Raw genomic sequence first — 24,535 nt, 5'->3', positions numbered from 1 at the left:
AGGAAGAACCGTATGTCAGAAGAATCACTCGTTCCCATTTGGCCGATGCTCGTCGTCCCTACGCTGCAGATTCTCTCGGATGGGCAGAGCCGCCATCGTCGCGAGGTCTTCGATGCCGTCGCCGATTACGCGAACGTCGGAGACGAGGCGCGCGCCGAGACTCTGAAGTCCGGGGGTACCCGCTTCGAGCAGCGCATGGGATGGGCGCTGAGCAACCTCAGCAAGGCAGGGTGGGTTGATCGACCCGAACGCGGACGGTACCTGATCACTGAAGCCGGTCGCGCGGCTCTGGCACGGTACCCCGACGGATTCGACTACGGCCTGGCCAAGGTTGTGTTCGCACCGTTCTGGCCCGAGAAGACAAAGGCCGACTCTGCGGAAGCGAGCCCATCACCACAAGCAGACGGAGTCTCCGACCCGGTGGAGGTGATCGAAGACGCGATCGCTCGTATCGAGGCCCGCGTCGGCGACGAGCTTCTCGACCGGTTGCGCGACAGCCATCCCGACTTCTTCGAGCAAGCAGTCGTCGATCTGCTGCTGAGGATGGGATACGGTGGTGCGGCCCAACGGGGCAAGCGCATCGGCGGAACCAATGATGAGGGCGTCGACGGCCTCATCGACCAAGACGCGCTCGGCATTGATCAGGTCTACATTCAAGCCAAGCGCTACAAAGAAGGCAACAACGTCGGACGCGAGGCGATCCAGGCGTTCGTCGGAGCCCTGCACGGCTTCGGGGCATCTCGCGGGGTGTTCCTCACGACCAGCGCGTTCACCAGCGGCGCAATCGAGTACGCGAACAAGGTGCCGTCGCGGATCATCCTGATCGACGGCTCCCGACTCGTAGAGCTCATGATCGCGTATCGCGTCGGCGTTCAGGAGGAGAAGCACTTCAGCGCCGTTGAGGTCGACGAGGACTACTTCAATTGACCGCCGACTTCCACCTCGTGCGAGCCGAGATTTCCCGATAGACCCGTCGCTACGAGAATCACTTTTGCGAAAGATGCGAACAAGGGATGGGCTCCGACAATGGGTTTCTCGCTTCACCACCGCATCGCCAGTCACTGCAAAATCCAAGAGATGCGTGGCGATATCGTCGGGTCATGGGGACGACGCCTGCCGCGAAGCGACATCACTACGTGCCGCAGTTTCACCTGCGAGGATTCGCCGACGGTGAGACCATCACCACTGTCGAGCTGCCCGGCGACCGCTCATACCGCCAGCCTGTTCGCAAGGCCGCTGCCGAGAACCACCTGTACTCGTTACCCGGTCATCAGGACGGTGCTGACATCTTCGAGAAGGCGCTCTCTCAGTTGGAGGGCGACGTGGCGAGTATCTTCGCGGACATCGGCTCCGGTACGTGGCCTCTGGGCGAAGATGATCGCGGCAAGCTCGCCTACTACGTATCACTCCAGATGGCTCGTGGCCCTGAGCAGAAGCGCAACATGGAGAATCTGGCTCGCCAGGTCACCCGCATGGAAATCGGCTACGGTGGTCGCGCTGGTATGAAAGGCTGGGCCGAGAAGAACCTCGGTCTCGACGTGGACGATGCGACGGCTGCGATGTTGTGGGACGACGCGGCGCAGCCTGACGGTCCGCCTATCCGAATCTCGCAGGCCGCGCATATCGAGCGGACTCTCGAACTGGCAGACTCTCTGCACAAGTACATGTCTGGCCGCCCCTGGACGTTGATGTCCTTCGACAAGCGGTCCCTCATCCTCTCGGACGTTCCCGTCGGCCTCGTCCGTCGGGACGACGATGACGAGTACTGGATGGGCGTTGGCGTACTCACGGCATGGGGCATCACTTTCCCGCTCACCCGGAAGCTGGGGCTGCTGATGAACGACCCCACGTATCTCATGGACAACGGCGTCCCAGTGGAAGACACTCGCGCGGGACGCTTCGACTTCATGCAGACCGGTACGACTGCCATGGAGAAGCTCTTCAATGAGCACACCGCTGCTAGCGCCAGCATGCGCCTCTTCCACCATCCCGACGATGCCCGGTTCGTCCCGTCCGGTCTGCGCGGGCCGTCACCGGTGACGATGTCGTTGCGAGGGGTGTCAAAGGAGTTCACAGGCGAACCGCACAATTTCCCGCGTGTGCCGCGAGAGGAGACCAACGACGAGCCGTGACACTCGTCGGACTTCTCTGCACCGGCTCAAATAACGGTGCCCCTGTCCATTCTCGAGGTGTACGGCGGCCGGAACCTTGGTCGCTCTTCTCTAAGACGTGTCGCAACGCCCAAGGTGAGAAAACCTGACCCAACCCCTTCGGAGACGATGATCTGCTGACGTTCATCCGGAACATCTATGGTGTGCTGTTGACACGCGGGATGCGCGGAACGTACGTCTACGTGTGCGATCCGGCGCTGCGAGAGCGTGTAGCCGCGACGCTCAGGCGCTAGCCCCCAAACCGCTCCCCCGAACTCACCTGCTGCGCCACGCGCCTCAACGCGAGCAGCAACGGCTCCACCAGCACCGAACCCAACACCACGTACCGCACCGCCGCCTCTGCGGACCCTTCCGGCACCCCTGCGATCTCGGCGTCCGCGATGCGTCGCGCCGACCGAAGGTACTCGCGCATCACGGGCTTCGGCACCACGAAGCCGGCGCGCTCCAACCCGTCGAGCGCCCGAGCCACTGCGTGCAGCACGGCCGGGTCACACGCCCCCGGCGTCCACCCGAGCCCGGCGACCAACGCCTCCGTGTCCGCCAGGTCCAACGAATCCTCGACGGGCGGCGTGATCGCGGCGTGGGCGGTCCCGAGCAGAGCGTTCGGACTGGCAGGCGGATCGTCCAGCGCCCCCAGCACCCGACGCGTCTCGGCGATGCTCACGCCGGCGTCGAGCAGCGCCCTGATCACCCGCAGCCGCTCCACGTGCTTCTCGCCGTACGCGGCCTGGGTCGGCGACGTCCGCTCGCCCTCGGGGAGCAGCCCCTCTCGCAGGTAGTACTTGATCGTCGGCACGGTCACGCCGGTCTGCGCCGACAGTTCGGAAATCCTCATGGCCACCCCTTGACATCGATAGTAGCGCTATCCAGTATGGATAGTGACGCTATCCAATCGAAGGAGACACCATGTCCCAGGTCGTCACGGGCCGCATGACCCACCACTACGACGGCGAGCTCGTCGTGTTCCACATCGGCATGCAGATCAACCGCTGGTGGCGGCCCGACCTGTGGCTGCCCGCGTTCGTCGCGATGCCCCGGATGCTCCGCGAGCTGAGCACGGACCCCGACTCCGGGCTGCTCGGCTACCAGCTTCTCCTCGGCTCGGGCGGCCCCTACGTCGTGCAGTTCTGGTCGTCGGTCGAGAAGCTCTACGCCTACGCCTCGAATCCGAACCAGGAGCACCGCCCCGCCTGGACCGCCTTCAACCGTGCCGCCCGCAAGGCGCCCGGCGCGGTCGGGGTTTGGCACGAGACGTTCCTCGTCGACACCGCCGAGAGCGTCTACGTCTCCACCAAGCGCATGGGACTCGCCGCCGCCACGCAGCACGTCGAAGTGCCCCGCCGACTCGACCGCGCCCAGGCGCGCTTCACCGACGGACGGACGGAGGCGACGAAGCCGCTAGCCTCACCACATGCCCCGTGATCTGGCCAGCTTCCAGGTCGCCGATGGTGACTTCTGACCACATCCTTCCCTGCATATCACCGCGCCGGCGCCGTTCGGGGTAGCGTGCCACTGGTCCCCTCGGCAGACAGGTGCTCCACCCGGCGCCGCCCCCGGCCGCGGACGACCCCGCGCGTGCACCCGCGCGCGGAAAGGACCTCGCGCACCACCCTGCGCGAGCCCGACCGGAAGGCGATGATGCCCGGCACCTCGAAGACCCCGTCCCACTCGGTCTGGCGGCGCAAGCCCGTCAGCGACATGACGGAGGAGGCCGCACGCAGCGGCCTGCACAAATCCCTCGGCCTGTGGCAGCTCACGGCAATCGGCGTCGGCGGCATCATCGGCGTCGGGATCTTCTCGCTCGCCGGACTCGTCGCACACGGCGACGCCGCCAACCCGGGTGTGGGACCGGCCGTGCTCATCTCGTTCCTCATCGCCGGGCTCGCCTCCGCAGCCGCCGCCCTGTCGTACGCCGAGTTCGCCGGCATGATCCCCCGCGCCGGCTCCGCCTACAGTTACGGGTACGTCGCGCTCGGCGAAGTCGTCGGCTGGTTCATCGGCTGGGACCTCCTGCTCGAATACGTGGCCATCGTCGCGGTGGTCGCCATCGGCATCTCCGGCTACCTCGACGCGTTCCTCTCCGGCTTCGGCATCCACCTGCCGCTCTCCGTCACCGAGACCGCCGACGTGCCGGGCGGCGCCATCAACGTGCCCGCCATCGTCATCTGCCTGCTCGTGACGTTCCTCCTGAGCCGCGGCACCCAGACATTCGGACGCTTCGAGCTCGTCGCCGTCGCCATCAAGATCGCCCTGATCCTCGGCATCGTCGGCCTCGGCATCTTCTACATCAACACCGAGAACTACGACCCCTTCATGCCCAGCGGCTTCGGCCCCGTCTTCACCGGCGCCGCCACCGTGTTCTTCGCCGTCTTCGGCTACGACGCCATGAGCACCGCCGCCGAAGAGGCCAAGGACGGCCGCAAGCACATGCCGAAGGCGATCATCCTGTCGCTCATCATCGCGATGCTGCTGTACGTCGCCGCGACCCTCGTGCTCACCGGCATGCAGAACTACACCGAGATCGACCCCAAGGCCGGCTTCGCCTCCGCGTTCACGGGAGTGGGCCTGCCCGTCGTGGCCGCCATCATCTCCGTGTTCGCGGTGCTGTCGATCCTCACCGTCATGCTCACTTTCCTCCTCGGCGCGACCCGCGTCTGGTTCTCGATGAGCCGCGACGGACTCCTCCCCGGCTGGTTCAGCAAGGTCGACCGCCGGGGCGTGCCGCAGCGCGTCACCTGGATCGCCGGCATCGCCTCCGCCTTCTTCGCCGGCGTCTTCCCCATCCGCGCGGTCGCCGACCTGACGAACATCGGCATCCTCGCCGCGTTCGTCGTGGTGTGCGTCGCGGTGATCGTGTTCCGCTACACGAAGCCCGACGCCCCGCGCACGTTCCGCCTGCCCTTCATGCCGGTGGTCCCGATCATCGGCGTTAGCTTCTCCCTGTTCCTGATCTCCCAGCTGCACTGGGAGACCTGGCTGCGCTTCGCCGTCTGGCTCGTGATCGGCCTGATCATCTACTTCCTCTACGGCCGCCGCCACTCCCTCATGAACCCCGACAGCCCCCGGCACCGCGCGGAGAAGAAGTCGTGAGCGGGAGCCCGACCCGCGGAACCGCCCGGGAGCGGGGAACGGTCGTCACGCTGGTGCTGCTCGGCACGGCGCTTCCGACGGTCGCGACCCTCCCGCTGTTCCACGACGTCGCGTGGGTCCTCTGGCTCGCTGCTCTGATACTTCTCGGAGTCGCGTTGGCTGTGGTGGGAAAGGTGCTCCGCAGACGCGGCTAGCCAGAAGCGATCACTCGTTCGTCTCCGAACCGCGGCCGCTATTCCGTCCCGGACGCGGATCCCATCCTGATCGCCGAGTTCACGTACAACCCCGCCACGAGAACCAGCACGACACCTCCCACGAAGACGAGTGGCGGATTCGGGAACTGCCCCGCAGCGATCGACGCGCACGCCCCCTGCGCGAAGAAGAACAGAGCAAGCGCGATGCTCATGCGGCGGGCGTACGTCATCCTCCACCACGGCCTCCTGGCGTCCGACTCTGCCGGCCCGCGAAACGTTCGCGCCGACACGATCGCCGCGGAAACGAGCGCCACGACGGCCCAGATGACGCCGAGCTCGAAGCTCACGGCGCTCAGAGGGACAAGGACAAGCGGCATTCCGATCACGACGACGAGGACATATCCGACCTGCCCCGAGGGCTCCTTGATGCGCATTGCTGTCTCCCTTCCCCCGACCGCGGCGAAAGACGTGCTCGCGAAATCCGACGCGACCCATCCCCGCACAGCCCCCGCGATCGATTCGTCATGAACGCTGGCACAGGGGCCGATGCGGAGTCCAGAAAAGTGCACGCCCTCCAGCCGTTGTATATCGGTGGTGGAGGCTCAGCCCTGGGCAATCCCGCGGAGGAGCAGGAGCACCGTCTCCTCCACGCGCTCGGCGCTCAGGGGCTGACCGATCAGCGCGGCGTACGAGGCCATCGCGATGAACTGATCCGCGATCGCGGCGGCGTCCACGTCTGCCCGCACGTCACCGGCCGCACGACCGCGCGCGATGCGGTCGCCGACCCACTCGCGGATCGGCGCCGCGAGCTTCTCGTTCAACACCAGCCCGAGCTCCGGATCGGCCGCGGTGACCTCGATCAGCGCCCGCGCGAGCGCCACCCCCTGCGGCCGGGCGAGCCCCGCGGACACCGCCGTGAACCAGGCCCGCAGATCCGCGTCGAGGTCGTCGGTCATCGGTACCGCCACATCCGACCCGGGCAGGGTGCCCTCGAGCAGCGCCTCGCCGAGGATCGCGGCCTTCGTCTTCCACCATCGGTAGATGGTCTGCTTCGACACCCCGGCCGCCTCCGCCAGACCCTCGATCGTCACGGCCTCGTAGCCGTCCTCGGCGAGCGCGCGACGCATCGCGTCCAGCACGGACTGGCGGGCTTTCTCGCTGCGAGGACGGGGCACCCATCGAGCGTACAGAGGCGTACACTGGAACATAAGTAGACGCACCGTTGCGAAACCCGAGCAAGGAGAAAGAGCATGGCCCTCACCGCACACTCCACCATCGGCGACTGGATGAACGACCCGACCGGCGGCCCGCTCATCCGTGGACTCTTCGAGCAGACGGGCGCCGACCCCGAGCTCCTCACCCCCGTGCTCGGCCTGCCCCTTCAGCAGCTCGTCGCCATGAGCCAGGGCCAGCTGCCGCAGTCGGTCGTCGACGACCTGGTGCGCGCCGCCAACAACGGCGAGATCCCCGAAGACGACGCCTCCGAGGGGTGGACCGAGAAGGTCACCGCCGGCCGCTTCGCCGGCAAGACCGTGATCGTCACGGGCGCCGCCTCCGGCATCGGCAAGGCCACCGCCTCCCGCATCGCCCGCGAGGGCGGCCGCGTGATCGCGAGCGACATCGCCGCCGAGAAGCTCGACGCCCTCACGGCCGAGCTCCCGGAGGCCGACATCGTCACGGTCGCGGGCGACCTCACGAAGCAGGAGGCCATCGACGCGGTGCTCGCCGCCGCGGGCGACCGCATCGACGGCCTCGCCAACGTCGCCGGCATCAACGACGACTTCTCCCCCGCGGGCGAGACCCCCGACGCCGTCTGGGACCGCGTCATCGCGATCAACCTCACCGCCCCGTTCAAGCTCATGCGCGCGGTCATCCCCGTGATGGAGAAGGCCGGACACGGCGCGATCCTCAACGTGTCGAGCGAGGCCGGACTGCGCGGCAACGCCTCGGGCAACGCCTACACGGCCAGCAAGCACGGCATCATCGGCGTCACCAAGTCGGCAGCCTTCATGTACGGGCCGAAGGGCATCCGCGTGAACTCCGTCGCCCCCGGCGGTGTCGCCACCGGCATCCCGATGCCCCCGCACATGTCGGAGTACGGTTCCGGCCGCCTCGCCCCGTTCCAGCAGGCCATCCCCACCGTCGCGACCGCCGAGCACCTGGCCGCGTCGATCACGTTCCTGCTGTCGGACGACGCCGTGAACATCAACGGCGCCATCCTCGCCTCGGACGGCGGCTGGTCCGTCCAGTAACGCGACTGCGTGAGACCGACGCCCCCGCCGACCCGAACGGCGGGGGCGTTACTCGCGTGCGGGCGCGGGTCTGATGCGGCGGGTGAGAGCGGCAGTACCGCGGGTCGAGGTGCACTGTCGTTACGATGCCCGGATGACGTACCTCGACCTGTGTGAGCGCTTCATCGATCGGGAGTTCCCGGCGGCGGAGATCGCGGTGATCGGCGGCAGCACGGCCCGCGGCGACCGGACAGCCTCCAGCGACATCGACCTCCTCGTGATCGGCGACGCGCTGTTTCCGAACGGCGGGACGAGCCTGGCCGCGACCTACCGCTTCGAGGGAGAGATCTTCGAGGTGTTCGCGTACACGCACGACGGCTACCGGGAATGGGCGCGCGGCGGGATCGATCAGCACCGGCCCGTCATCGTCCACATGCTCGTCGAAGGCGAAGAGGTGCGCGGCGGCCAGGCCCTCACCGCCCTCCGCGAGGAGTGGGGCGCGCGACTCGCGGACGGCCCGACCGTGGACGAGCATGAGCTCGCGCTGCGGCGCTACATGATCACCGACCTGCTCGACGATCTGCGCGACGCCACCGACGAGCTGGAGCGGAACGTCATCGCCTGGACGCTGTTCTCCCGGGTCGCGGAGCTCGTGCTGCTCGCCGAACGGCACTGGATCGGAACGGGCAAGTACCTCCCGCGGCGGCTCCGCGACCTGGACCCGGTGCGCGCCGAACGCCTCGCCGCACCCCTGCTCCACGGCGACCTCACCGCGTTCGCGGCTCACGCGGACGAGGAGCTCGCCCGTGCCGGCGGCCGCGTGCAGGACGGCTTCGTCCGCTGACGGCTACACCACGCCCACAAGCTCGTCCCGCACCCAGGACCGCAGGGTCGTGGGGGTCGTGGTCACGAGCGAGCGCGGTTGCTCCGGGGTGAAGTCGTCGCGCAGCCCGGTGGACATGCCCAACACGGCCTCCGCCATCGCCTCCGGCATGCCCGCAGCCTTCAGGCCCTGACGCAGGTCGTCGTCGGCGATGCGCTCCACCGTGACCTCGCGGCCGAGCTCGTGCGTGAGGATGCCGGCGACCTGCGCCCAGCTCAGATCCTCCGGCCCGTGCACCGCCTGCACCCGCCAGCCGCTCCACTCGCGGTTGAGCAGGGTGAGCGCGGCGACCTCGGCGATGTCGCGCGGCGCCACCCACGGCATCGTCGAATCGAGCGGCAGCACCGTCGACAGCCGCCCGGCCCGCAGCGACTCCGCGTCGAGCAGCAGGTTGCTGAAGAAGTAGCCGCAGCGCAGATGGGTCACAGCGATGCCCAGAGCGTCGAGCGCCACCTCGGTCGCGGCGAGCCCATCGATCTCGCCCGCGCCGTGACGCTTCTCGGCACCGACGCTGCTCTGGAACACCACCCGCCCGATGCCGTTCCGTGCGACCGCGCCCACCAGGGCGTCCGTCGCCCGCGCGTATTCGGCGAGCGGATCCTCCGACATCACCGACGGATCCACCCAGTACAGGGCGTCCACGCCCCGGGTCGCGGCGCTCACCTCCTCCGCGTTCTGCGAGTCGGCGCGGGCGATCTCGACGTGCGGCCGTAGCTCCGCCGCGATGCGGTCGGGGGTGCGCGTGAGCAGGAGCGGACGGACGCCAGCGCGCACCAGCATCCGCGTCAGGTGACGGCCGACATGGCCGTTCGGGGTCGTGACAGCGATGCGCATGAGGGATCCTCTCGTTCGATGTCCGCCCACGTTAGAACGAGATACGGCCTGATCCTGGCCGTATCTCGCGGGATCATGGAGGCGTGGACACTCCGTCGAACCGCACGCTCCGTCTCCTGTCCCTCCTGCAGACCGGCGGCGAGTGGAGCGTGCCCGAGCTCGCCGCACGCCTGGAGGTGAGTGCCCGGACCGTCCGCCGCGATGCGCAACGCCTCCGCGACCTCGGCTACGACGTGCACTCCCGACCCGGACCCGGCGCCGCCTACCGCCTGCGCCCCGGCACCCGCATCCCTCCGCTGCTGCTCGACGCGGACGAGGTCACCACGATCATCACGGCTCTGCTCGTGCTCGAGACCGGGGACCCCGCCGACCCCGCGCCCGCGGTCGCCCGCGCCAAACTCGAACAGACCCTGCCGCCCGCGCTGCGCCGCCGAGCCGCCGCCACCGCCCTGTCGACGCAGATCCTCCAGCCGGAGACGGCCGCCGTGGACTGGGCACTCGTCGGCAGCCTCGCCGACGCGGTCGCCCAGGGCTCGCGCCTCACCTTCGACTACACCGACCAGCACGGCACCGCCTCCGCGCGGACCATCGAGCCGCACCGCCACGTGCGGCGGACGTCGCGGTGGTACGTCGTGGCATTCGACCTCGATCGCGACGACTGGCGGCTGTTCCGCCTCGACCGGATGCGGCACGCGCGGATCCTTCCGGGCACGCACACCCCGCGCGACTTCCCCTTCGCGTCGGTGGAGGCGTGGCTCACGAGCGACTTCGGGCGGACAGACGCGACGGTGGCGGGATCCGCAGGAGTGATGTGAGATGTGGTGAGCCGCGGTGCGCGGGCTGCGGGTGCGGGGTGCGGGCTACGGGGTGAGACGGCGGAGTCTCGTGCGCAGACGCGCACGCCGCCCGGGTCCGCGGAGCGCACCCGCATCGGTCCGCAAGGCCCTGTCCCCCCTCCCGAGCCGCCCGTACACTCCCGGGCATGCTGAAGATCGTGTCGATCGTGATCCGCGTGAACGACCTCCCGGCCCAAGCCGCGTTCTGGAAAGCCGCCCTCGACTATGTGGAGCGCGACCCCGCCGAGGACGACTGGCTCGTGCTGAAACCGCGCGATGCCGAGACGCCGTGCATCGCGCTCGACGCCCACCACTCCGAGCGTGTGCTGCCGCCGCGCATCCACCTCGACATCTACGCCGAAGACCAGGCCGCCGAGGTCCGGCGACTGGCCGGGCTCGGGGCGCGCGAGGTGCACTGGGACGGCCGACCCGACGACGCGGACTACATCATCATGGAAGACCCCGAGGGCAACCGCTTCTGCATCGTCGACCGTCCGGACTGGCGCGGCTGGGCGGCCTGAGCCGCCACCGGGCGCGGGCCGTGCGGGGTGGAAAACACACCGGAAGCCGCCCGGAGAGGAGCGATTCCGACCCCGCACGCCAACCGAGCCGCGGTCGCCCCCGTGCGGGGTGGGAAACGCACCGGAAGCCGCCCGGGGAGGAGCGGTTTCGACCCTGAACCGCCACCGGGCGCGGGGTCACACCCCGGCGCCGCGGGCGCGAGCCGCCCGGACGAGGGCGGCGTTGCCGGGGGCATCGGTGCCGTCGGGAAGCAGCAGCACGTCCTCCAGGCCGATCCGCGTGTCGAGCCCGAGCTCCACGGCGAGGTCGAGCGCGGCCCAGGCCGACCGCTCCTCCCCGTGCAGCAGGATCGGCAGGTCGGGCTCCTCCTTGGCCACGTGCGCGACCAGGCCCTCCGCGTGCGCACGCACCACCTCGGCCGCCTCGTCGGGTAACTCGACGAGCACCCGCACACAGTCCCCGCGCACCGGCGAGTGCCGCCACACCTCCAGGCCCGCCGCGTCCCAGATCCCCGCCTCCACGCCGATCCCGCGACGCCGCAGCAGGGCGGCCACCTCATCGGCCCCCGCCTCGTGCCAGTTCACCGAGGCGTAGTCGGGCAGCTCGGTCCACGACTCGATCGCGGCGAGCCGTCGCGACACGTCGGGCTCCGCCCACGCGCCGGTGGTCACGCCCACGGGCACCCCGGGGCATGCCGCGCGGACGGCCCCGAGCCACCGCTCCACGTCCCGCGAGTCGAGCGAATCGCGGCCCGACGCATCCTTCGGGTGCACGTGCACCTCCGCCGCACCGGCCTCGAGCGCCGCCGCGGCGTCTTGCGCGACCACCGTCTCGTCGGCGCTCAGCCAGGGATGCGACGCCACCTCGCGCGCGCCGTTCGCGCACACCTGCAGCAGCATCGGCGCGTTCACCACATCAGGTCGCGCGGGTGCGCCTCGTTCGGAGCGACATCCTCGGACGGCCCTTCCTCGGTGCGCACGAAGTGCTGCACCTGTCGCGCGACCGCCGCCCCGCGACCGACCTTCACCGCCTCGTCCATCGACTCGAAGCTGCTCCCGAGCGTGTGCGACTCGCCCTGGATGCGGTTGAACCAGATCCCGTTGCGCGAGAAGGTCTCGATGTCACCTGCGGCCATGCCCCTGCCTTTCGTCGTCCCTCCTTTCTACGTGGGGCGACCGACAGCGAAGAGGGCCTTGACACCGTGTTTCTGCCCACGGCGCCGGCCGCATCTGCGCACCACTCCTCCGATCCACGGCGGACCTCGCGCACCCTGACCGCCGCCGCGCGGCTTCGCTGATAACGTTCCCTTCAGATCGCGGACACCACGGCTCGGAGGCAGCAATGAGCGAGAGGGCGCACCGGCCGACCGTGAAGGAGGTCGCCCAGCGCGCGGGCGTCAGCCCCATGACGGTGTCACGCACGCTGTCCGGCGGCGTGAACGTGAAGCCCGAGGTGCAGCAGCGGGTGCTCGCCGCGGTCGCCGAGCTCGGGTATCACCGCAACGAGAACGCCCGCAGCATCCGCCCGGGTCACAGCAGCGGACTCATCGGCGTCGCGATCACCAACATCGCCAACCCGTACTACAGCACCTTCGCACTCGGCGTGGAGGAGGAGGCCGCCCTCACCGGACGCCGCATCCTGCTCGGCAACACCTCGGAGGACGCCGCCCGCGAGGCCGAGCTCGTCGGCGACTTCCTCGGGCGTCGCGTCGACGGACTCATCGTGGTGCCCGCGAGCACCACCTCCACGCACCTCGCCCACTCGCAGAACCAGGGCGTGCCGGTGGTGCTGGCCTCGCGCCGCATCGACGGGCTCGCGGCCGACAGCGTGGTGCTCGCCGACGAAGACGGCGCGTTCCGCGGCACCACGGCCCTGATCGACGGCGGTCACACCCGCATCGGTTATCTCGGCAACGCCCTGTCGATCTTCACCGGCGAGCGCCGCCATGCCGGGTTCGTGCGGGCGATGGAGACGCGCGGCGTCCGGGTCGACCCGCACCTGGTCGCCACGAACCAGCAGACCGTCGAGCAGGCGCGCGATGCCACCCGCGCGCTGCTGCGGGCCAAGAACCCGCCGACGGCGATCTTCTGCGCCAACAACCGCAACGCGATCGGCGCGCTCAAGGAGATCAGCACGCAGCTCGCCACGGGGCTTCGTGCTCCGGCCGACTTCCCCGAGCTGCTGAGCTTCGACGACTTCGAGCTCGCCGAGCTGTCGCCCGTGCCCATCAGCGTGATCGACCACGACCCGCGCGAGCTCGGTCGCACGGCCGCCCGCCTGCTGCTCGACCGTCTCGACGGCGGCGACCGCGAGGCGCCCGCCCGCGAGGTCGAGCTGCCGGTGTCGCTCCGCGGCGTGCGCTGAACCACCCCTCGCCGCGGATGGTTGACACTCCTCGTCCGCGTTGATAACGTTACCAATCATCGACGAGGAGGCCGGATGGAGCTGTGCATCGATTTCGGGGGAACCGAGATCAAGCTGGCCGTCATCGACGGCGACCGCGTCCTCGCGTCGAACCGGCTCCCCGTGCGCGGCACCGCCGCCGACCTCGCCGACGCGGCCCTCGACGCCCGCCGTCTCCTGAGCGAACTCGGTGCCGAGGCCGACGCCGTGGGCATCGCCGTCCCCGGCGTGGTCGACCCCGCGACCGGTCGCATGCGGCACGCGAACGCCAAGTACGACTTCCTCCGCGACTTCGACCTCGGCACCTGGGCCCGCGCGGAGTTCGGGCTGCCCGCCGTGGTGGAGAACGACGCCCGCGCGGCACTGATCGGCGAGACCTCCGCGGGCAGCGCCCTCGGCGAGCGCGACGCCGTGCTGGTCACACTGGGCACGGGCATCGGTACAGCCGCGCTCCTCGACGGGGTCGCGCTCCGCGGCCGCACGGGTCACGCGGGCATCCTCGGCGGACACCTCACGGTCGACCTCGACGGCCCCACCTGCCCGTGCGGCAACATCGGCTGCGGTGAAGCGCTCGCCAGCACCCGCGCCCTGCCGGCGGGCGTGAGCATGACCGAGGTCTTCACGACCGACGCGCACCCCGAGCTCCGCGACCGCTTCCTGCATGTCTGGGGCGCGGTCGTCACGAGCCTGGTGCACTCCTACGACCCGGCCGTGGTGATCCTCTCCGGGGGCATCCTCCGCGCGGGCGCCGCGATCAGCACGCCCGTCGACGAGTACCTGCGCGCACGCCTGTGGCCGTCGCTCACGCCCCCGCGCCTCGTCGTGCCGCCCGAGCCGGAGCTCTCGGTCGCCCGCGGCCTCAGCGTCCTCGCCCGCGACGCCGCGGCGTCCGCCACCGCCGCCTCATCCGCACCCTCGAACCCCTCGTCGCGCCCGGCCCCATCGGGGACCCCGGAGCCGACGACCGCACCCCGCACCGCACCACCGCAGGAGGACCAGTGACCGCGCCGATCAGCGACATGCACGAAGGGCACACCACCCGGGGTCGCTACGACACCCAGCCGACCGTGGCGCTGCCGCCGGGCGAGCGCATCCTGCGCGGTGCCGAGGCGTGGGCCGCCGCCGCCGAGCTCGCCGAGGCCCGCGCCCGCGTGACGGGCACGGCGCCCGTGCTGCTGGTGGACACCTACCCCGGCGTCGACGTGCCCGCGCTCGCCGCCCAGGTGGAGGCCGCCCTTCCCGCCTGGACCCTCACCGACGTGGAGACCGCGGCGCGTCCGGTCGCCGAGGTCGAGCGGCTGATCGCCCCGAACCTCACCGACGACCGGGTCTTCGGCGTCATGAGCCACTTCACCCTGGACGACTTCTACGACGCCGAGCGCCTCGACGCGCTCGCGGCCGCGGTCACCGGAACCCCGACGGTCGTGGTCGGCTGGGGCGCGGCGCTGCTCGAGGACCGTCTGGCCGGAGCCTCCGCGACCGTGCTGGTCGACATGGCCCGCTGGGAGATCCAGCTGCGGCAGCGCCAGGGGGCCACGAACTGGCGCGCCGACAACCCCGGCGAGGACAACCTGCGCAAGTACAAGCGCGGGTTCTTCGTGGAGTGGCGGGTGGCCGACCGCCACAAGCGCACGCTGTTCGACACGCTCGACTTCGTGCTCGACGGCAACGCGATCGCCCCGGCCGAACCGCACCCCGACTCCCCCGACGCGGGCATGATCACGGGCACGGCCTTCCGGCAGGCCCTGAAGGATGCGGCGCACCGCCCGTTCCGCGTCGTGCCGTTCTTCGACCCCGGCGTGTGGGGCGGGCAGTGGATGAAGAACCTCATCGGGCTCGACCCCTCGAAGGACAACTACGCGTGGTGCTTCGACTGCGTGCCCGAGGAGAACTCGCTGCTGCTGGAGGGCGACGGCGGCGTGATCGAGCTGCCCGCGCTCGACCTGGTGTTCAGCCGCCCGGTCGATCTGCTCGGCGCCAAGACGTTCGCGCGCTTCGGGGCCGAGTTCCCCATCCGCTTCGACTTCCTCGACACGATGGACGGCGGCAACCTCAGCCTGCAGGTGCATCCGCTGACGGACTACATCCAGAACACGTTCGGCATGCACTACACGCAGGACGAGAGCTACTACATGCTCGACGTCGGCGACGACGCGGTCGTGTACCTGGGCACCAAGGAGGGCATCGACCCCGCCGAGATGCTGCAGGATCTGGCGACCGCGCAGGACGGCGAGCACCCGTTCCCCGCCGAGAAGTACGTCAACTCGTTCCCCGCCCGCAAGCACGACCACTTCCTGATCCCCGCGGGCACCGTGCACGCATCGGGGTCGAACTCGATGGTGCTGGAGATCTCGGCGACGCCGTTCATCTTCACGTTCAAGCTGTGGGACTGGGGCCGCGTGGGCCTCGACGGCATCCCCCGCCCCGTGCACCTCGACCACGGCGCCCGCAACATCCAGTGGGGCCGCGACACCACCTGGGTGATGGAGAACCTGGTCGACCGCGTCGAGACCCTGCACACCGATGACGAGGTCACCGAGGAGCGCACGGGACTGCACGAGCTGGAGTTCATCGAGGTGCGCCGGCACTGGTTCGCGCAGGGCGCCGATCACGACACCGACGGCACGGTCAACGTGATCAACCTGGTGGAGGGCGACGAGGTGCGCGTGGTCAGCCCCACCGCGGCGTTCGAGCCCTTCGTGATCCACTACGCCGAGACGTTCATCGTGCCGGCCGCGGTGGGCGCGTACCGGATCGAGCGCACCGAGAACTCGCGGAGCCCGCGCTTCGCGACCGTCAAGGCCTCCGTGCGCGGCACGCGCACGGGTGACAACTGAACATCGACACCCGACACACAGCACGAGACATCACCGCGAGGATCCCACCCGGGAATCCCTTGCACCGCCGTCATCACCTCGGTATCGTGAGACCAGATTTCTGGTAACGATACCAACACGAACAAGGGAGTTCTGAATGATTTCGCGACGCACGATCGCCGCCGCCGCGGCCGGTCTCCTCCTCGGCACCCTGGCTCTCGCCGGCTGCTCCGGCGACTCCGGAGGCGGAGGCGCCGAAGGCGGAGAGATCACCGGCACGCTCAACTTCTACACCGACAAGGCGGCGTGGAAGCCCGACTTCGAGTCGCTCAACGAGGTCAGCGGCGACGCCGTCGACATCACCCTCAAGACCACCGGCTACTCCGACGCCAACCAGTACGACGCCTTCATCAAGCAGTCGTTCCGCACCGACAAGTCGCCCGGCCTGTTCACGTGGCACACCGGCGACTCGCTCAAGCAGCTGGTCGACGAGGGCCTGGTGGCCGAGACCACCGACATCTGGAGCAAGGCCGTCGACGAGGGCTGGGTGAGTCAAGACCTGCGCGACAGCTACACGTTCGACGGCAAGCAGTACTGCGTGCCCATGAACATCGCCTACTGGATCATGTTCTACAACAAGGCCGCCTTCGCCGACAACGGCATCGAGGTGCCCACCACGTGGGACGAGCTGAACACCGCCGCCGAGACCCTGAAGGACGCCGGGGTCACCCCGTACTACCAGACCAGCGTGCTGTTCACCTTCCAGTGGTTCCAGCACCTCGTCGCCTCCACCGACCCCGACCTGTACGCCGGGCTCACCACGGGCGACGTGAAGTACACCGACCCCGAGGTCGTCGATGTCATGAACGTGTGGCTCGAGGAGCAGGAGAACGGCTGGTTCAGCGACGCGGGCAGCACCACCGACCCCGCGGTCGGGCTCAAGCAGGGCGACTACGCCATGATCAACTTTGGCACGTTCTTCGCCGGCAACCTCGAAGGCGCCGGCATGACCACCGACGACTACGGCATGTTCGCGATCCCCGCGGTGAACGGCGACCTCGACACCACCCCGGTGGCCGTCGAGTCCGGCCCGATCTGCACGGCCGAGAACTCGAAGCAGCGCGACCTCGGACTCGCCTACGCCGAGTGGTGGATGTCGCCCGAGGCGCAGACCGCGTGGAACGACGCCCACGGCGACGTGGCGTTCAACCCGAAGGCCGAGGTCGCCGACCCCGCCCTGGCCGAGCTCGGCGAGCAGATCGCCGGCGACGACTACTCCCTCTACGACCGGTTCTTCGAGGCCATGCCCACCGAGATCGTGACCACCGCGATCGAGCAGTTCGGCGCCTTCAACGCCAACCCGGGCGACCCGATGCCGTTCCTGGAGAAGATCCAGGCGACGGCTGACAAGTACTGGGCAGAGCAGGAGTAAGCGAGCGGATGGCGCATCAGAAGACGCCGTACCAGTGGTCCGCCCGGGGCTTCGTCGCCCCGGGCGTGATCCTGGTGGCGGTCCTGCTCTACCTCCCGCTGCTGTGGACGGTGTTCCTCAGCTTCACGTCGTACAACGGCCTCGGCAGTCCCGACTGGATCGGGCTCGACAACTACGTCGAGATGTTCACCGACGCCGACTTCGTGGGCTCCGCGATGAACACCGTGCTCTGGGTGATCGGCACCCTGATCATCCCGGTCGGCATCGGCCTGGCGATCGCGCTGCTCACCTGGAACCTCGGCGGGGGCATCTGGCTGCGCCTCCCGTTCCTCATCCCCTACGCCCTCTCCGGCATCGGCGTCGGCGTGGTGTGGTCGTTCATCCTCTCCTCGGGCGGCGCGCTCGACCAGGCCCTCGCGGCGTTCGGGATCACCGACCCGCCCCGGTGGCTGCTCGACGCCCCGCTCAACACCGTCGTGATGATCATCGCCTCGTCGTGGCAGGGCGTCGGCGTGAACGCGCTGTTGTTCACGATCGGGCTCCAGGCCATCCCGAAGGAGCCCCTGGAGGCCGCGCGCATCGACGGCGCCGGCGGCGTCCGCCTCTTCACGAGCATCCTGTGGCCCATGCTGCGCCCGCTCACCGCCGTGGTCGTCGGGCTCTCGATCGTCGCGAGCCTCAAGACCTTCGACATCGTGTGGGGCATGACCAAGGGCGGACCAGGCACCGTCTCCGAGACCCTCGCGCTGACGATGTACAAGGAGACGTTCGTGAACAGCGACTACGGCCTCGGCTCCGCGATCGCGGTGTTCCTGACCGTGATCACCCTCGTCGCCTCGGTGCTGTACCTGCGCCAGCAGCTCTCCCCGAAGAAGGAGATGTGATGTCGAAGATCATCCGCACCGCCGTGCTCGTCGTCCTCGGGATCGTGTGGCTGCTGCCCGCGTACCTGCTGGTCGTGAATGCCATGAAGGACCCGACCACCTTCACGTCGAAGGAGTCGTGGATCCCCACCGACTTCCACCTGTTCGAGAACTTCGGCCAGGCGCTCGAGCTCTCCGGCATCGGCGACAGCATCGTCAGCACCCTCATCTACTCGATCGTGTCGCCCACCATCGCCGTGCTCGTGGGTGCGGCGGCCGGCTTCGCGATCGTGGCCCTGCGCCTCAAGCGCGGCTTCCTGTGGTTCGTCGTGATCTTCGGCGGCACGGTGTTCCCGCTGCAGATGGTGCTGCTGCCCCTGTTCGACGCCTACTCCCGCACCGGGCTCTTCGACACCCGGCTCGGCATGATCATGATCTACACCGTGATCTCGGTGCCGTTCTCGGCGTTCGTGATGCGCAACTTCTTCACCGGCGTCGCGCACAACGTGTTCGAGGCCGCGGTGCTCGACGGCGCCACCACCTGGCGCATCTTCACCCGGATGTACCTGCCGATGGCGTCGAGCGCGCTGGTCGCGATCTTCATCCTGCAGGCCACGTTCGTGTGGAACGACCTGCTGCTCGGCCTCACGCTCAGCCAGTCCGACGACATCCGCCCCATCATCACCACGCTGTCGGGCATGCAGAGCACCTACGGCGGCGCGCAGATGTCGGTCGTGCTCGCCGCGGCCGTGCTGGTGTCGCTGCCCACCGTCATCCTGTTCCTCTGCACCCAGCGGTTCTTCGCCAAGGGCCTCGCGCTCGGCCAGTACTGATCCCCCTCCGCCTCGAAAGGCATCATGAATCCCCTCATCCCCACCGTCGAGGATCTGGCCGCCGATGCGGTCACGCATCACTACGACGACATGATCGCGCCCACGGGCCTGACGAACATGCTCGGCACGGTGCGCGTCGATCACGACCTCACCGCGCTCAGCGCCGTGCAGTTCCCGCCCGTGTCGCAGGGGCTCACGCAGACCGCGGTGCTGTTCGTCGACGGCCGGCTGTTCGCGTCGTACGGCGTCGCCGTCACGCACGAGTGGCGGCCCGACCGGGTGGTGCGGCGGGCGACCGTGGGCGAGCTCGAGATCGAGACGACGACCGTGTGCGTGCCGGGAAGGACGGCGGTGGCCATCGACATCGCGGTGCGCAACACCGGAGCGACCGACCGCGAGGTGCGCATCGGACTCTCGGCCGCGGCACGCGTGACCCGCTCCGCCGACGCCTGGCTCGACGCCGAGTCGCCCTCCGAGCGCGACACCGCCACGGTCGACGGCGAGTGCCTCGTCTTCGCCTCCGCCGATGCCGCGGCGTGGAGCGTGCAGGGCCTCACCGGAGGATCCGCCGCGCTGAGCGGCGTGGCCGAGCTGCCCGACGCGTTCGACACGGGCATCGGCGGCAACGGTCGCGGCGGCGAGCTGTCGGCCGTGCTCACCGTGCCGGCGGGCGCCGTCTCCCGCACGGCCTACGTGCAGGCGCTCGGCCTCTCGCGCGACGATGCCGCCCGCACGTACGCGCTCGTGTCGGCCGACGTGCCCGCGGCCCTGTCCGCCGCGCAGGAGTTCTGGAACCGGCAGCTGCGGGCCGCGTTCGACCCCGCCGACACCGAGTTCTCGGGCGCCCTGCCGCTGCTCGACACCGCGTCCGAGCCGCTGCGGCGCCTGTACTGGTGGGCGGTGCTCGGGGTGATCTGGTTCCGCCGCGACTTCGCCGGCAACGTGCTCGGGCGGTCGTACGACACGCTGATGCCCAACTACTGGGGCACCACCACGTTCATCTGGGACTACAGCCTCAGCTCCGTCAGCCACGCCCTGCTCGACCCCGACGAGATGCGGGCGCAGGTGCGGCACTGGATCTCCCTCGACATCCACTCGCACTTCGGCACCTCCTCGCTCACGGGCGGCCCCGTCGGCCGCTGGTACTCGGTGAACGACTACGCCATGACCCGGCTCGTGCACGACTACGTGCGGTTCACCGGCGACGTGGCCTTCCTCGACGAGATCGTGGGGGATCAGACGGTCGCCCGGTCGGTGCGGGAGTGGGCGACGAACTGGAAGGAGTTACGGCGCGACACCGCGCTGGCCGACTACGGCGAGATCGACAACCTGCTGGAGTGCGTCAGCTCCTACACGCACGAGGTCGCGAGCCTCAACGCCGCGAACGTGTGGAGCATGCGCACGGCCGCCGACCTCGCCGCACTGCAGGGAGACGAGACCGCCGCGGCCGAGCTGCGCGCCGAGGCCGAGGCGCTGCTGCCCGCGGTGATCGAGCGGTATCTCCCCGGGACCGGTATCTTCGCCGCCGGGCAACCCGACGGCACGCTGCTGCCGGTTCGCCACTGCTACGACTTCAGCATCGTCGGCACCACCATCGCCGACGACCTCGCCCCGGGCGTGCGCGACGACATGGTCGCGTTCTTCCAGCGGGAGCTGCAGACCGACAACTGGATGCGGGCGCTCTCGCCCTGGGACCCCGACGCCAGCTACAGCCCGCGCCCCGACCACCAGTGGAACGGCGCCTACCCCGCCTGGCCCGCCGACGCCGGGCGCGCGCTCGCCGCCCTCGGAGCACCCGAGGTGCTGACGGCCTGGGTCGAGGGGCTCTCCCGCACCGCGAACCAGGGCCCGATGGGCCAGGCGCACTTCGTGGACGAGGCGGTGCCCGGCATCAACGGCGGCGCCCGCAAGGCCCCGCCCCAGCTGCCGTACATCATCGACTGGGCGTGCTCGTCGTCTGGCGCCTGGATCGAGCTCGTGATCGAGGCGCTGTTCGGGGTGTCGGTCGCCGCGGACGGCACGGTGCGGGCCGCCGGCTGCGTGGCCGCCCTCGACCCGCACGCCGTGCTGCGCGGCCTGCGCGTCGGCGAGCGCGCGTACGACATCGACGCGGCCGGAGGGATCACCCGCACCCCTGGCCGATGACGCCCTTCCTCGCGCTCCGCTCTCTTGAGAGCCCGCGCCGCCGACGAGACGACGGGCCCCCAGACGCACCACCCCCGCACCACCCGAACACGAAGGAGTGATCGATATGAGAAGACGCACGATTGCGGCAGGTCTCGCCGCCGCAGCCCTCGGCGCCGGAGCGCTGTTCGCCGCACCCGCGACGGCCGCGGCGCCCGCCGGCGGAGGACACGGCAGCGGCCCCGGCCAGTGCTCCCTGGTGGACAAGACGCTCACCGCCACCGCGAGCGTGAACCAGGGCCTCACCGACACGTTCACCACCTACGGCAACACGGGAGGCGAATGGACCGGCGGCGACAGCACCTACTCGCTGCCGCTCGGCAAGGGGAAGACCGGATGGTTCTTCTCCGACACGTTCCTCGGCACCGTGAACCCCGACGGCTCGCGGCCCACCGATTCCCCCTTCGTGAACAACTCCGTGGTGGTGCAGGACCGCCGGGGGAACCTGACCACGATCACCGGCGGCACCCCCGACGACCCGGCCGGCATCATCCCGCCCGAGCCCGACGGCAAGTGGTACTGGATCGGCGACCCGACCCCCGGCCGCGACGGGACCGTGCAGGTGCCGCTGCTGCAGTTCGCGCGCACCGGCACCGGCCAGTGGGACTTCGCGTGGACCGCGAACCGGCTGGCCAGGCTCGACGGGCAGACACTGCAGCTGGAGTCGATCGACGACCTGCCCTCCGCGACGGGCATCAACTGGGGCTCGTGGACGCTGGAGGAACGCGGCACGACGTACGTCTACGGCATCGCCGACCCGGGCGGGGTGCGCTCCGCCTACGTCGCCCGCGTGCAGGACCGCGACGGCCTCACGGGCACCTGGACCTACTGGAACGGCACCGGATGGTCGGCCGCCGAGACCGACGCGGTGCCCGTGGTGCCGTACGTCGCGAACGAGTTCAGCGTCGCTCCCTACCGCGACGGCTACCTGCTCGTGACGCAGGACACCTCGGAGCTGTTCAGCACCCGCATCGTCGCGCGCACCTCGTGCTCGCCGATCGGCCCGTTCACCGACCCGGTCGAGCTGTACCGCACGCCCGAGACCGGAGCGCTGGGCAGCTACGGCGACCCCGACGTGTTCACCTACAACGCGCACGAGCACCCGAACCTGCGCCAGGGCAACCGCATCCTGGTGTCGTACAACGTGAACACGTTCGACAACGTGGGCGACGTGTACGACGACGCCTCGATCTACCGCCCGCGGTTCATCGACGTGCAGCTCAAGGTCACCGGATGACCGACGACCGCACGGCGCTCCGGGGGCTCCTGGCCTCCGGGGCGCCGGTCACCTGGGTGTGCACGGGCGACTCGATCACGCACGGCCTCATCCACACCCGCGGCGCCAGGAACTACGTCGAGCACCTGCACGAGCTGATCCGGGGCGACCGCGGGCGCGTGCAGGACACCGTGATCAACACGGCCATCACGGGCTGGCGCGCCGACCTGATCCTCGACGACTTCGAGCGCCGCGTGGCCCACTGGCGGCCCGACGTGGTGACGCTCATGATCGGCACGAACGACTGCACCACGCAGTGGCTCGACCCCGTGATCGAGGTGTCCGCGTTCGCACGGTCGATCGCGGAGTTCGTGCGACGCGTGCGCGACCTCGGCGCCGTGCCGGTGCTGCAGACCCCGCCCGCGGTCGACCTGCTCCATGCGCCCGACCGCGCCCGCATCGGCGACTTCGCGCAGGCGATCCGCGACGTCGCAGGGGCCGAGGGCGTGATCCTGGTCGACCAGCACGCCGCCTTCACCGCGTTCTCCGCGGGCACCGGTCCGGGCAACGAGGACATGCCGTGGGGGCTGCTCGACGACGCGTTCCACCCGAGCGCCGCCGGGCACGCCCTGCTCGCGCTCGGCCTCGCCGACGCCCTGGGCCTGTCCGACGCGGATGCCGCCGCGGGCACGGGCTCCGCGGTGCTCGCGGACCTCTCCGCCCGCGTCGCCGTGGCCCGCCACCCGCAGTGGCCCCCGGTCTGACGCGCGACGGTCATCCCGGCTCCGCCTCACGCTGTCGCGGGCAGCCTCGATCAGGCGGGCGGGCGGAGGCGTCCCGAGGCCGCGGCGGCCACGATCGCCACGGTCGCGACGGCCATGCCCGCGACGGCGACGGCGGAGGCGCCCCCGGCGTCGAGCGCGAGACCGCCGATGAGCGACCCGGTCGCGATGCCCGCATTCACCGCGGACGCCGGCAGCGACGCCGCCAGGGGAGCACCGCGACCCGACAGTGCCACGACCCGATGCTGGATCGACGGCGCCGTGCCCATGCCGAACAGTCCGATGCCCAGCACCGCGAGGCCGACGATCCACGGGTGACCGCCGCCGATGAGGAGCAGCGCCAGCGACCCGAGCACACCCACGGCTCCGATGACGAGCATGCGGGCGGCGTTCTGGTCGGCGAAGCGCCCGCCCAGCGCGGAGCCGAGCGTCGTCGAGACGCCGTACAGCAGCAGGTAGACGGTGACGAGCGGGCCACTCACCCCGGTGACCTCGGCGAGGAACGGCACGAGGTAGGTGATCGCGGCGAGCATGGCCGCGAAGGTCAGGAAGCTCACGCTCAGCACCGCGAGCACGCGCGGGGCGAACGCCGCCCGTGCCTGTCCGAGCGCTCGGCCGCTCTCCGCGGTCGGAACGGAGGGCAGGACGGCGATCAGGAGCACCAGCACGACCGCCGCCGCGGCGGCGACCGCCGCGAACGAGCCGCGCCATCCGACCGTCTGGCCCAGGAGTGTGCCGAGCGGCAGCCCCAGTGCGCTGGCGGTCGCGAACCCCGAGATCACGACCGCCATCGCCCGCCCCGACCGCTCCGGGGGAACGATCGCCGTCGCGGTGACCATGCCCGCCGCGATGAACAGCCCCTGCACGGCTCCGACGACCACTCGGACGCCCAGGAACAGCGCGTAGTCGGCGAACAGCGCGGGGAGCAGGGTGGCCAGCAGGAACACCGTCGCCGACACGATCAGCACGGCGCGGCGATCGAACCGGGTCGTGAGGAAGGTGAGCAGCGGTCCTCCGACGGCGAGGCCGAGGGCGTTGGCGGTGACGAGAGCGCCGGTCGCCGACAGCGAGACGGCGAGATCCTCGGCGATCAGGTCGATCATTCCCACGACGAGCATCTCGGCGCAGCCCATCACGAAGGCTCCGGCGAACAGCACGGTGAGGACGACGGCGGGACGCACGCGGGTGCGGATCTGCGCGGTGGTGGTCATGGGTTTCCCTGGATCGAAATGCAAGGCCAGAGTT

General features: G+C 69.9%; 26 protein-coding genes. 19 read left to right on the top strand and 7 right to left on the bottom strand.

All coding sequences use genetic code 11. The annotated features are described in order from the left end of the window. Positions 1 to 45 precede the first annotated feature (45 nt). The 3 genes from KV394_RS06500 to KV394_RS06490 all read left to right on the top strand — a co-directional run bounded on the left by KV394_RS06500 (position 46) and on the right by KV394_RS06490 (position 2,404). On the top strand, positions 46 to 927 hold the full coding sequence (locus KV394_RS06500; protein ID WP_247982610.1) for a restriction endonuclease: 882 nt from the start codon (positions 46 to 48) through the stop codon (positions 925 to 927). A 173-nt stretch (positions 928 to 1,100) separates the two neighbouring features. Continuing rightward, positions 1,101 to 2,132 carry a DUF4238 domain-containing protein gene (locus KV394_RS06495; protein WP_247982609.1) on the top strand — a complete coding sequence of 344 codons (1,032 nt, stop codon included), beginning with the start codon at positions 1,101 to 1,103 and terminating at the stop codon, positions 2,130 to 2,132. Positions 2,133 to 2,284: 152 nt separating this feature from the next. Next, entirely contained in the window at positions 2,285 to 2,404 is a 120-nt protein-coding gene (locus tag KV394_RS06490; protein ID WP_323131767.1) for a DNA/RNA helicase domain-containing protein, read from the top strand. Here the strand turns inward: KV394_RS06490 and KV394_RS06485 are convergent. Further along, positions 2,401 to 3,006: a MerR family transcriptional regulator gene (locus KV394_RS06485; RefSeq protein ID WP_247982608.1), complete on the bottom strand. Its 606-nt coding sequence runs from the start codon at positions 3,004 to 3,006 to the stop codon at positions 2,401 to 2,403. The genes KV394_RS06490 and KV394_RS06485 overlap by 4 nt on opposite strands. Positions 3,007 to 3,077: 71 nt before the next feature. Here KV394_RS06485 and KV394_RS06480 point away from each other — a divergent pair, with 71 nt between their 5' ends. From KV394_RS06480 to KV394_RS06470, 3 genes are all read left to right on the top strand, one after another. Then, the gene (locus tag KV394_RS06480) at positions 3,078 to 3,593 is read left to right on the top strand and encodes a DUF4188 domain-containing protein (protein WP_247982607.1); all 516 of its coding nucleotides are present in this window, start codon (positions 3,078 to 3,080) and stop codon (positions 3,591 to 3,593) included. A 216-nt stretch (positions 3,594 to 3,809) separates the two neighbouring features. Beyond that, the gene (locus KV394_RS06475; RefSeq protein ID WP_247982848.1) at positions 3,810 to 5,261 is read left to right on the top strand and encodes an APC family permease; all 1,452 of its coding nucleotides are present in this window, start codon (positions 3,810 to 3,812) and stop codon (positions 5,259 to 5,261) included. Then, the gene (locus KV394_RS06470) at positions 5,258 to 5,455 is read left to right on the top strand and encodes a hypothetical protein (RefSeq protein ID WP_247982606.1); all 198 of its coding nucleotides are present in this window, start codon (positions 5,258 to 5,260) and stop codon (positions 5,453 to 5,455) included. Before KV394_RS06475 ends, KV394_RS06470 begins: the two co-directional genes overlap by 4 nt. A 38-nt stretch (positions 5,456 to 5,493) precedes the next feature. On the opposite strand, the gene KV394_RS06465 is transcribed toward KV394_RS06470, so the two are convergent. Further along, a complete protein-coding gene (locus KV394_RS06465) occupies positions 5,494 to 5,889 on the bottom strand; it encodes a hypothetical protein (RefSeq protein WP_247982605.1) in 396 nt (131 codons plus the stop codon). A 168-nt stretch (positions 5,890 to 6,057) separates the two neighbouring features. After that, the gene (locus KV394_RS06460) at positions 6,058 to 6,630 is read right to left on the bottom strand and encodes a TetR/AcrR family transcriptional regulator (RefSeq protein ID WP_247982604.1); all 573 of its coding nucleotides are present in this window, start codon (positions 6,628 to 6,630) and stop codon (positions 6,058 to 6,060) included. A 75-nt stretch (positions 6,631 to 6,705) separates the two neighbouring features. Between KV394_RS06460 and KV394_RS06455 the strand changes: the two genes are divergently transcribed. Beyond that, positions 6,706 to 7,707 (top strand): SDR family NAD(P)-dependent oxidoreductase, encoded by a 1,002-nt coding sequence (locus tag KV394_RS06455; RefSeq protein WP_136045469.1) that lies wholly within the window; start codon positions 6,706 to 6,708, stop codon positions 7,705 to 7,707. 133 nt (positions 7,708 to 7,840) lie between these two features. Continuing rightward, positions 7,841 to 8,530 (top strand): nucleotidyltransferase domain-containing protein, encoded by a 690-nt coding sequence (locus tag KV394_RS06450; RefSeq protein ID WP_247982603.1) that lies wholly within the window; start codon positions 7,841 to 7,843, stop codon positions 8,528 to 8,530. Between the two features lie 3 nt (positions 8,531 to 8,533). On the opposite strand, the gene KV394_RS06445 is transcribed toward KV394_RS06450, so the two are convergent. Next, positions 8,534 to 9,403 (bottom strand): NmrA family NAD(P)-binding protein, encoded by an 870-nt coding sequence (locus KV394_RS06445; RefSeq protein WP_247982602.1) that lies wholly within the window; start codon positions 9,401 to 9,403, stop codon positions 8,534 to 8,536. Between the two features lie 83 nt (positions 9,404 to 9,486). Here KV394_RS06445 and KV394_RS06440 point away from each other — a divergent pair, with 83 nt between their 5' ends. Further along, on the top strand, positions 9,487 to 10,218 hold the full coding sequence (locus KV394_RS06440) for a helix-turn-helix transcriptional regulator (protein WP_247982601.1): 732 nt from the start codon (positions 9,487 to 9,489) through the stop codon (positions 10,216 to 10,218). Between the two features lie 167 nt (positions 10,219 to 10,385). After that, positions 10,386 to 10,760: a VOC family protein gene (locus KV394_RS06435; RefSeq protein ID WP_247982600.1), complete on the top strand. Its 375-nt coding sequence runs from the start codon at positions 10,386 to 10,388 to the stop codon at positions 10,758 to 10,760. 177 nt (positions 10,761 to 10,937) lie between these two features. Here KV394_RS06435 and KV394_RS06430 read toward each other — a convergent pair whose 3' ends face one another. Then, complete coding sequence (locus KV394_RS06430; RefSeq protein WP_247982599.1) at positions 10,938 to 11,672, bottom strand: 3-keto-5-aminohexanoate cleavage protein; 735 nt, start codon at positions 11,670 to 11,672, stop codon at positions 10,938 to 10,940. Further along, on the bottom strand, positions 11,669 to 11,896 hold the full coding sequence (locus KV394_RS06425; RefSeq protein WP_136034486.1) for a hypothetical protein: 228 nt from the start codon (positions 11,894 to 11,896) through the stop codon (positions 11,669 to 11,671). Before KV394_RS06425 ends, KV394_RS06430 begins: the two co-directional genes overlap by 4 nt. Positions 11,897 to 12,102: 206 nt before the next feature. On the opposite strand from KV394_RS06425, the gene KV394_RS06420 reads away from it, so the two are divergent. The 9 genes from KV394_RS06420 (at position 12,103) to KV394_RS06380 (ending at position 23,272) form a co-directional block, all read left to right on the top strand. Then, complete coding sequence (locus tag KV394_RS06420; RefSeq protein WP_136045474.1) at positions 12,103 to 13,125, top strand: LacI family DNA-binding transcriptional regulator; 1,023 nt, start codon at positions 12,103 to 12,105, stop codon at positions 13,123 to 13,125. Positions 13,126 to 13,200: 75 nt separating this feature from the next. Further along, positions 13,201 to 14,166, top strand: coding sequence for an ROK family protein (locus KV394_RS06415; protein WP_247982598.1), 966 nt, complete (start codon positions 13,201 to 13,203; stop codon positions 14,164 to 14,166). After that, a complete protein-coding gene (locus KV394_RS06410; RefSeq protein ID WP_247982597.1) occupies positions 14,163 to 16,001 on the top strand; it encodes a class I mannose-6-phosphate isomerase in 1,839 nt (612 codons plus the stop codon). The genes KV394_RS06415 and KV394_RS06410 overlap by 4 nt, the downstream gene beginning before the upstream one ends. A gap of 136 nt (positions 16,002 to 16,137) precedes the next feature. Next, positions 16,138 to 17,412: an ABC transporter substrate-binding protein gene (locus KV394_RS06405; RefSeq protein WP_247982596.1), complete on the top strand. Its 1,275-nt coding sequence runs from the start codon at positions 16,138 to 16,140 to the stop codon at positions 17,410 to 17,412. 8 nt (positions 17,413 to 17,420) lie between these two features. Beyond that, positions 17,421 to 18,296 carry a carbohydrate ABC transporter permease gene (locus tag KV394_RS06400; RefSeq protein ID WP_136031436.1) on the top strand — a complete coding sequence of 292 codons (876 nt, stop codon included), beginning with the start codon at positions 17,421 to 17,423 and terminating at the stop codon, positions 18,294 to 18,296. Further along, a complete protein-coding gene (locus KV394_RS06395; protein ID WP_136031434.1) occupies positions 18,296 to 19,108 on the top strand; it encodes a carbohydrate ABC transporter permease in 813 nt (270 codons plus the stop codon). The genes KV394_RS06400 and KV394_RS06395 overlap by 1 nt, the downstream gene beginning before the upstream one ends. 24 nt (positions 19,109 to 19,132) lie before the next feature. Beyond that, complete coding sequence (locus tag KV394_RS06390; RefSeq protein WP_247982595.1) at positions 19,133 to 21,253, top strand: hypothetical protein; 2,121 nt, start codon at positions 19,133 to 19,135, stop codon at positions 21,251 to 21,253. A gap of 106 nt (positions 21,254 to 21,359) precedes the next feature. Then, entirely contained in the window at positions 21,360 to 22,529 is a 1,170-nt protein-coding gene (locus KV394_RS06385) for a DUF4185 domain-containing protein (RefSeq protein ID WP_247982594.1), read from the top strand. Beyond that, entirely contained in the window at positions 22,526 to 23,272 is a 747-nt protein-coding gene (locus KV394_RS06380; protein WP_247982593.1) for an SGNH/GDSL hydrolase family protein, read from the top strand. Before KV394_RS06385 ends, KV394_RS06380 begins: the two co-directional genes overlap by 4 nt. A gap of 50 nt (positions 23,273 to 23,322) precedes the next feature. Here KV394_RS06380 and KV394_RS06375 read toward each other — a convergent pair whose 3' ends face one another. Then, complete coding sequence (locus KV394_RS06375) at positions 23,323 to 24,501, bottom strand: MFS transporter (RefSeq protein ID WP_247982592.1); 1,179 nt, start codon at positions 24,499 to 24,501, stop codon at positions 23,323 to 23,325. Positions 24,502 to 24,535 lie beyond the last annotated feature (34 nt).

It is taken from the genome of Microbacterium sufflavum (assembly GCF_023101165.1).
In the GTDB taxonomy this organism is placed as follows: Bacteria; Actinomycetota; Actinomycetes; order Actinomycetales; family Microbacteriaceae; genus Microbacterium; species Microbacterium sufflavum.
The sequence above is the reverse complement of the archived record's forward strand: the minus strand, read 5'-3'. Positions and strand labels throughout refer to the sequence as shown.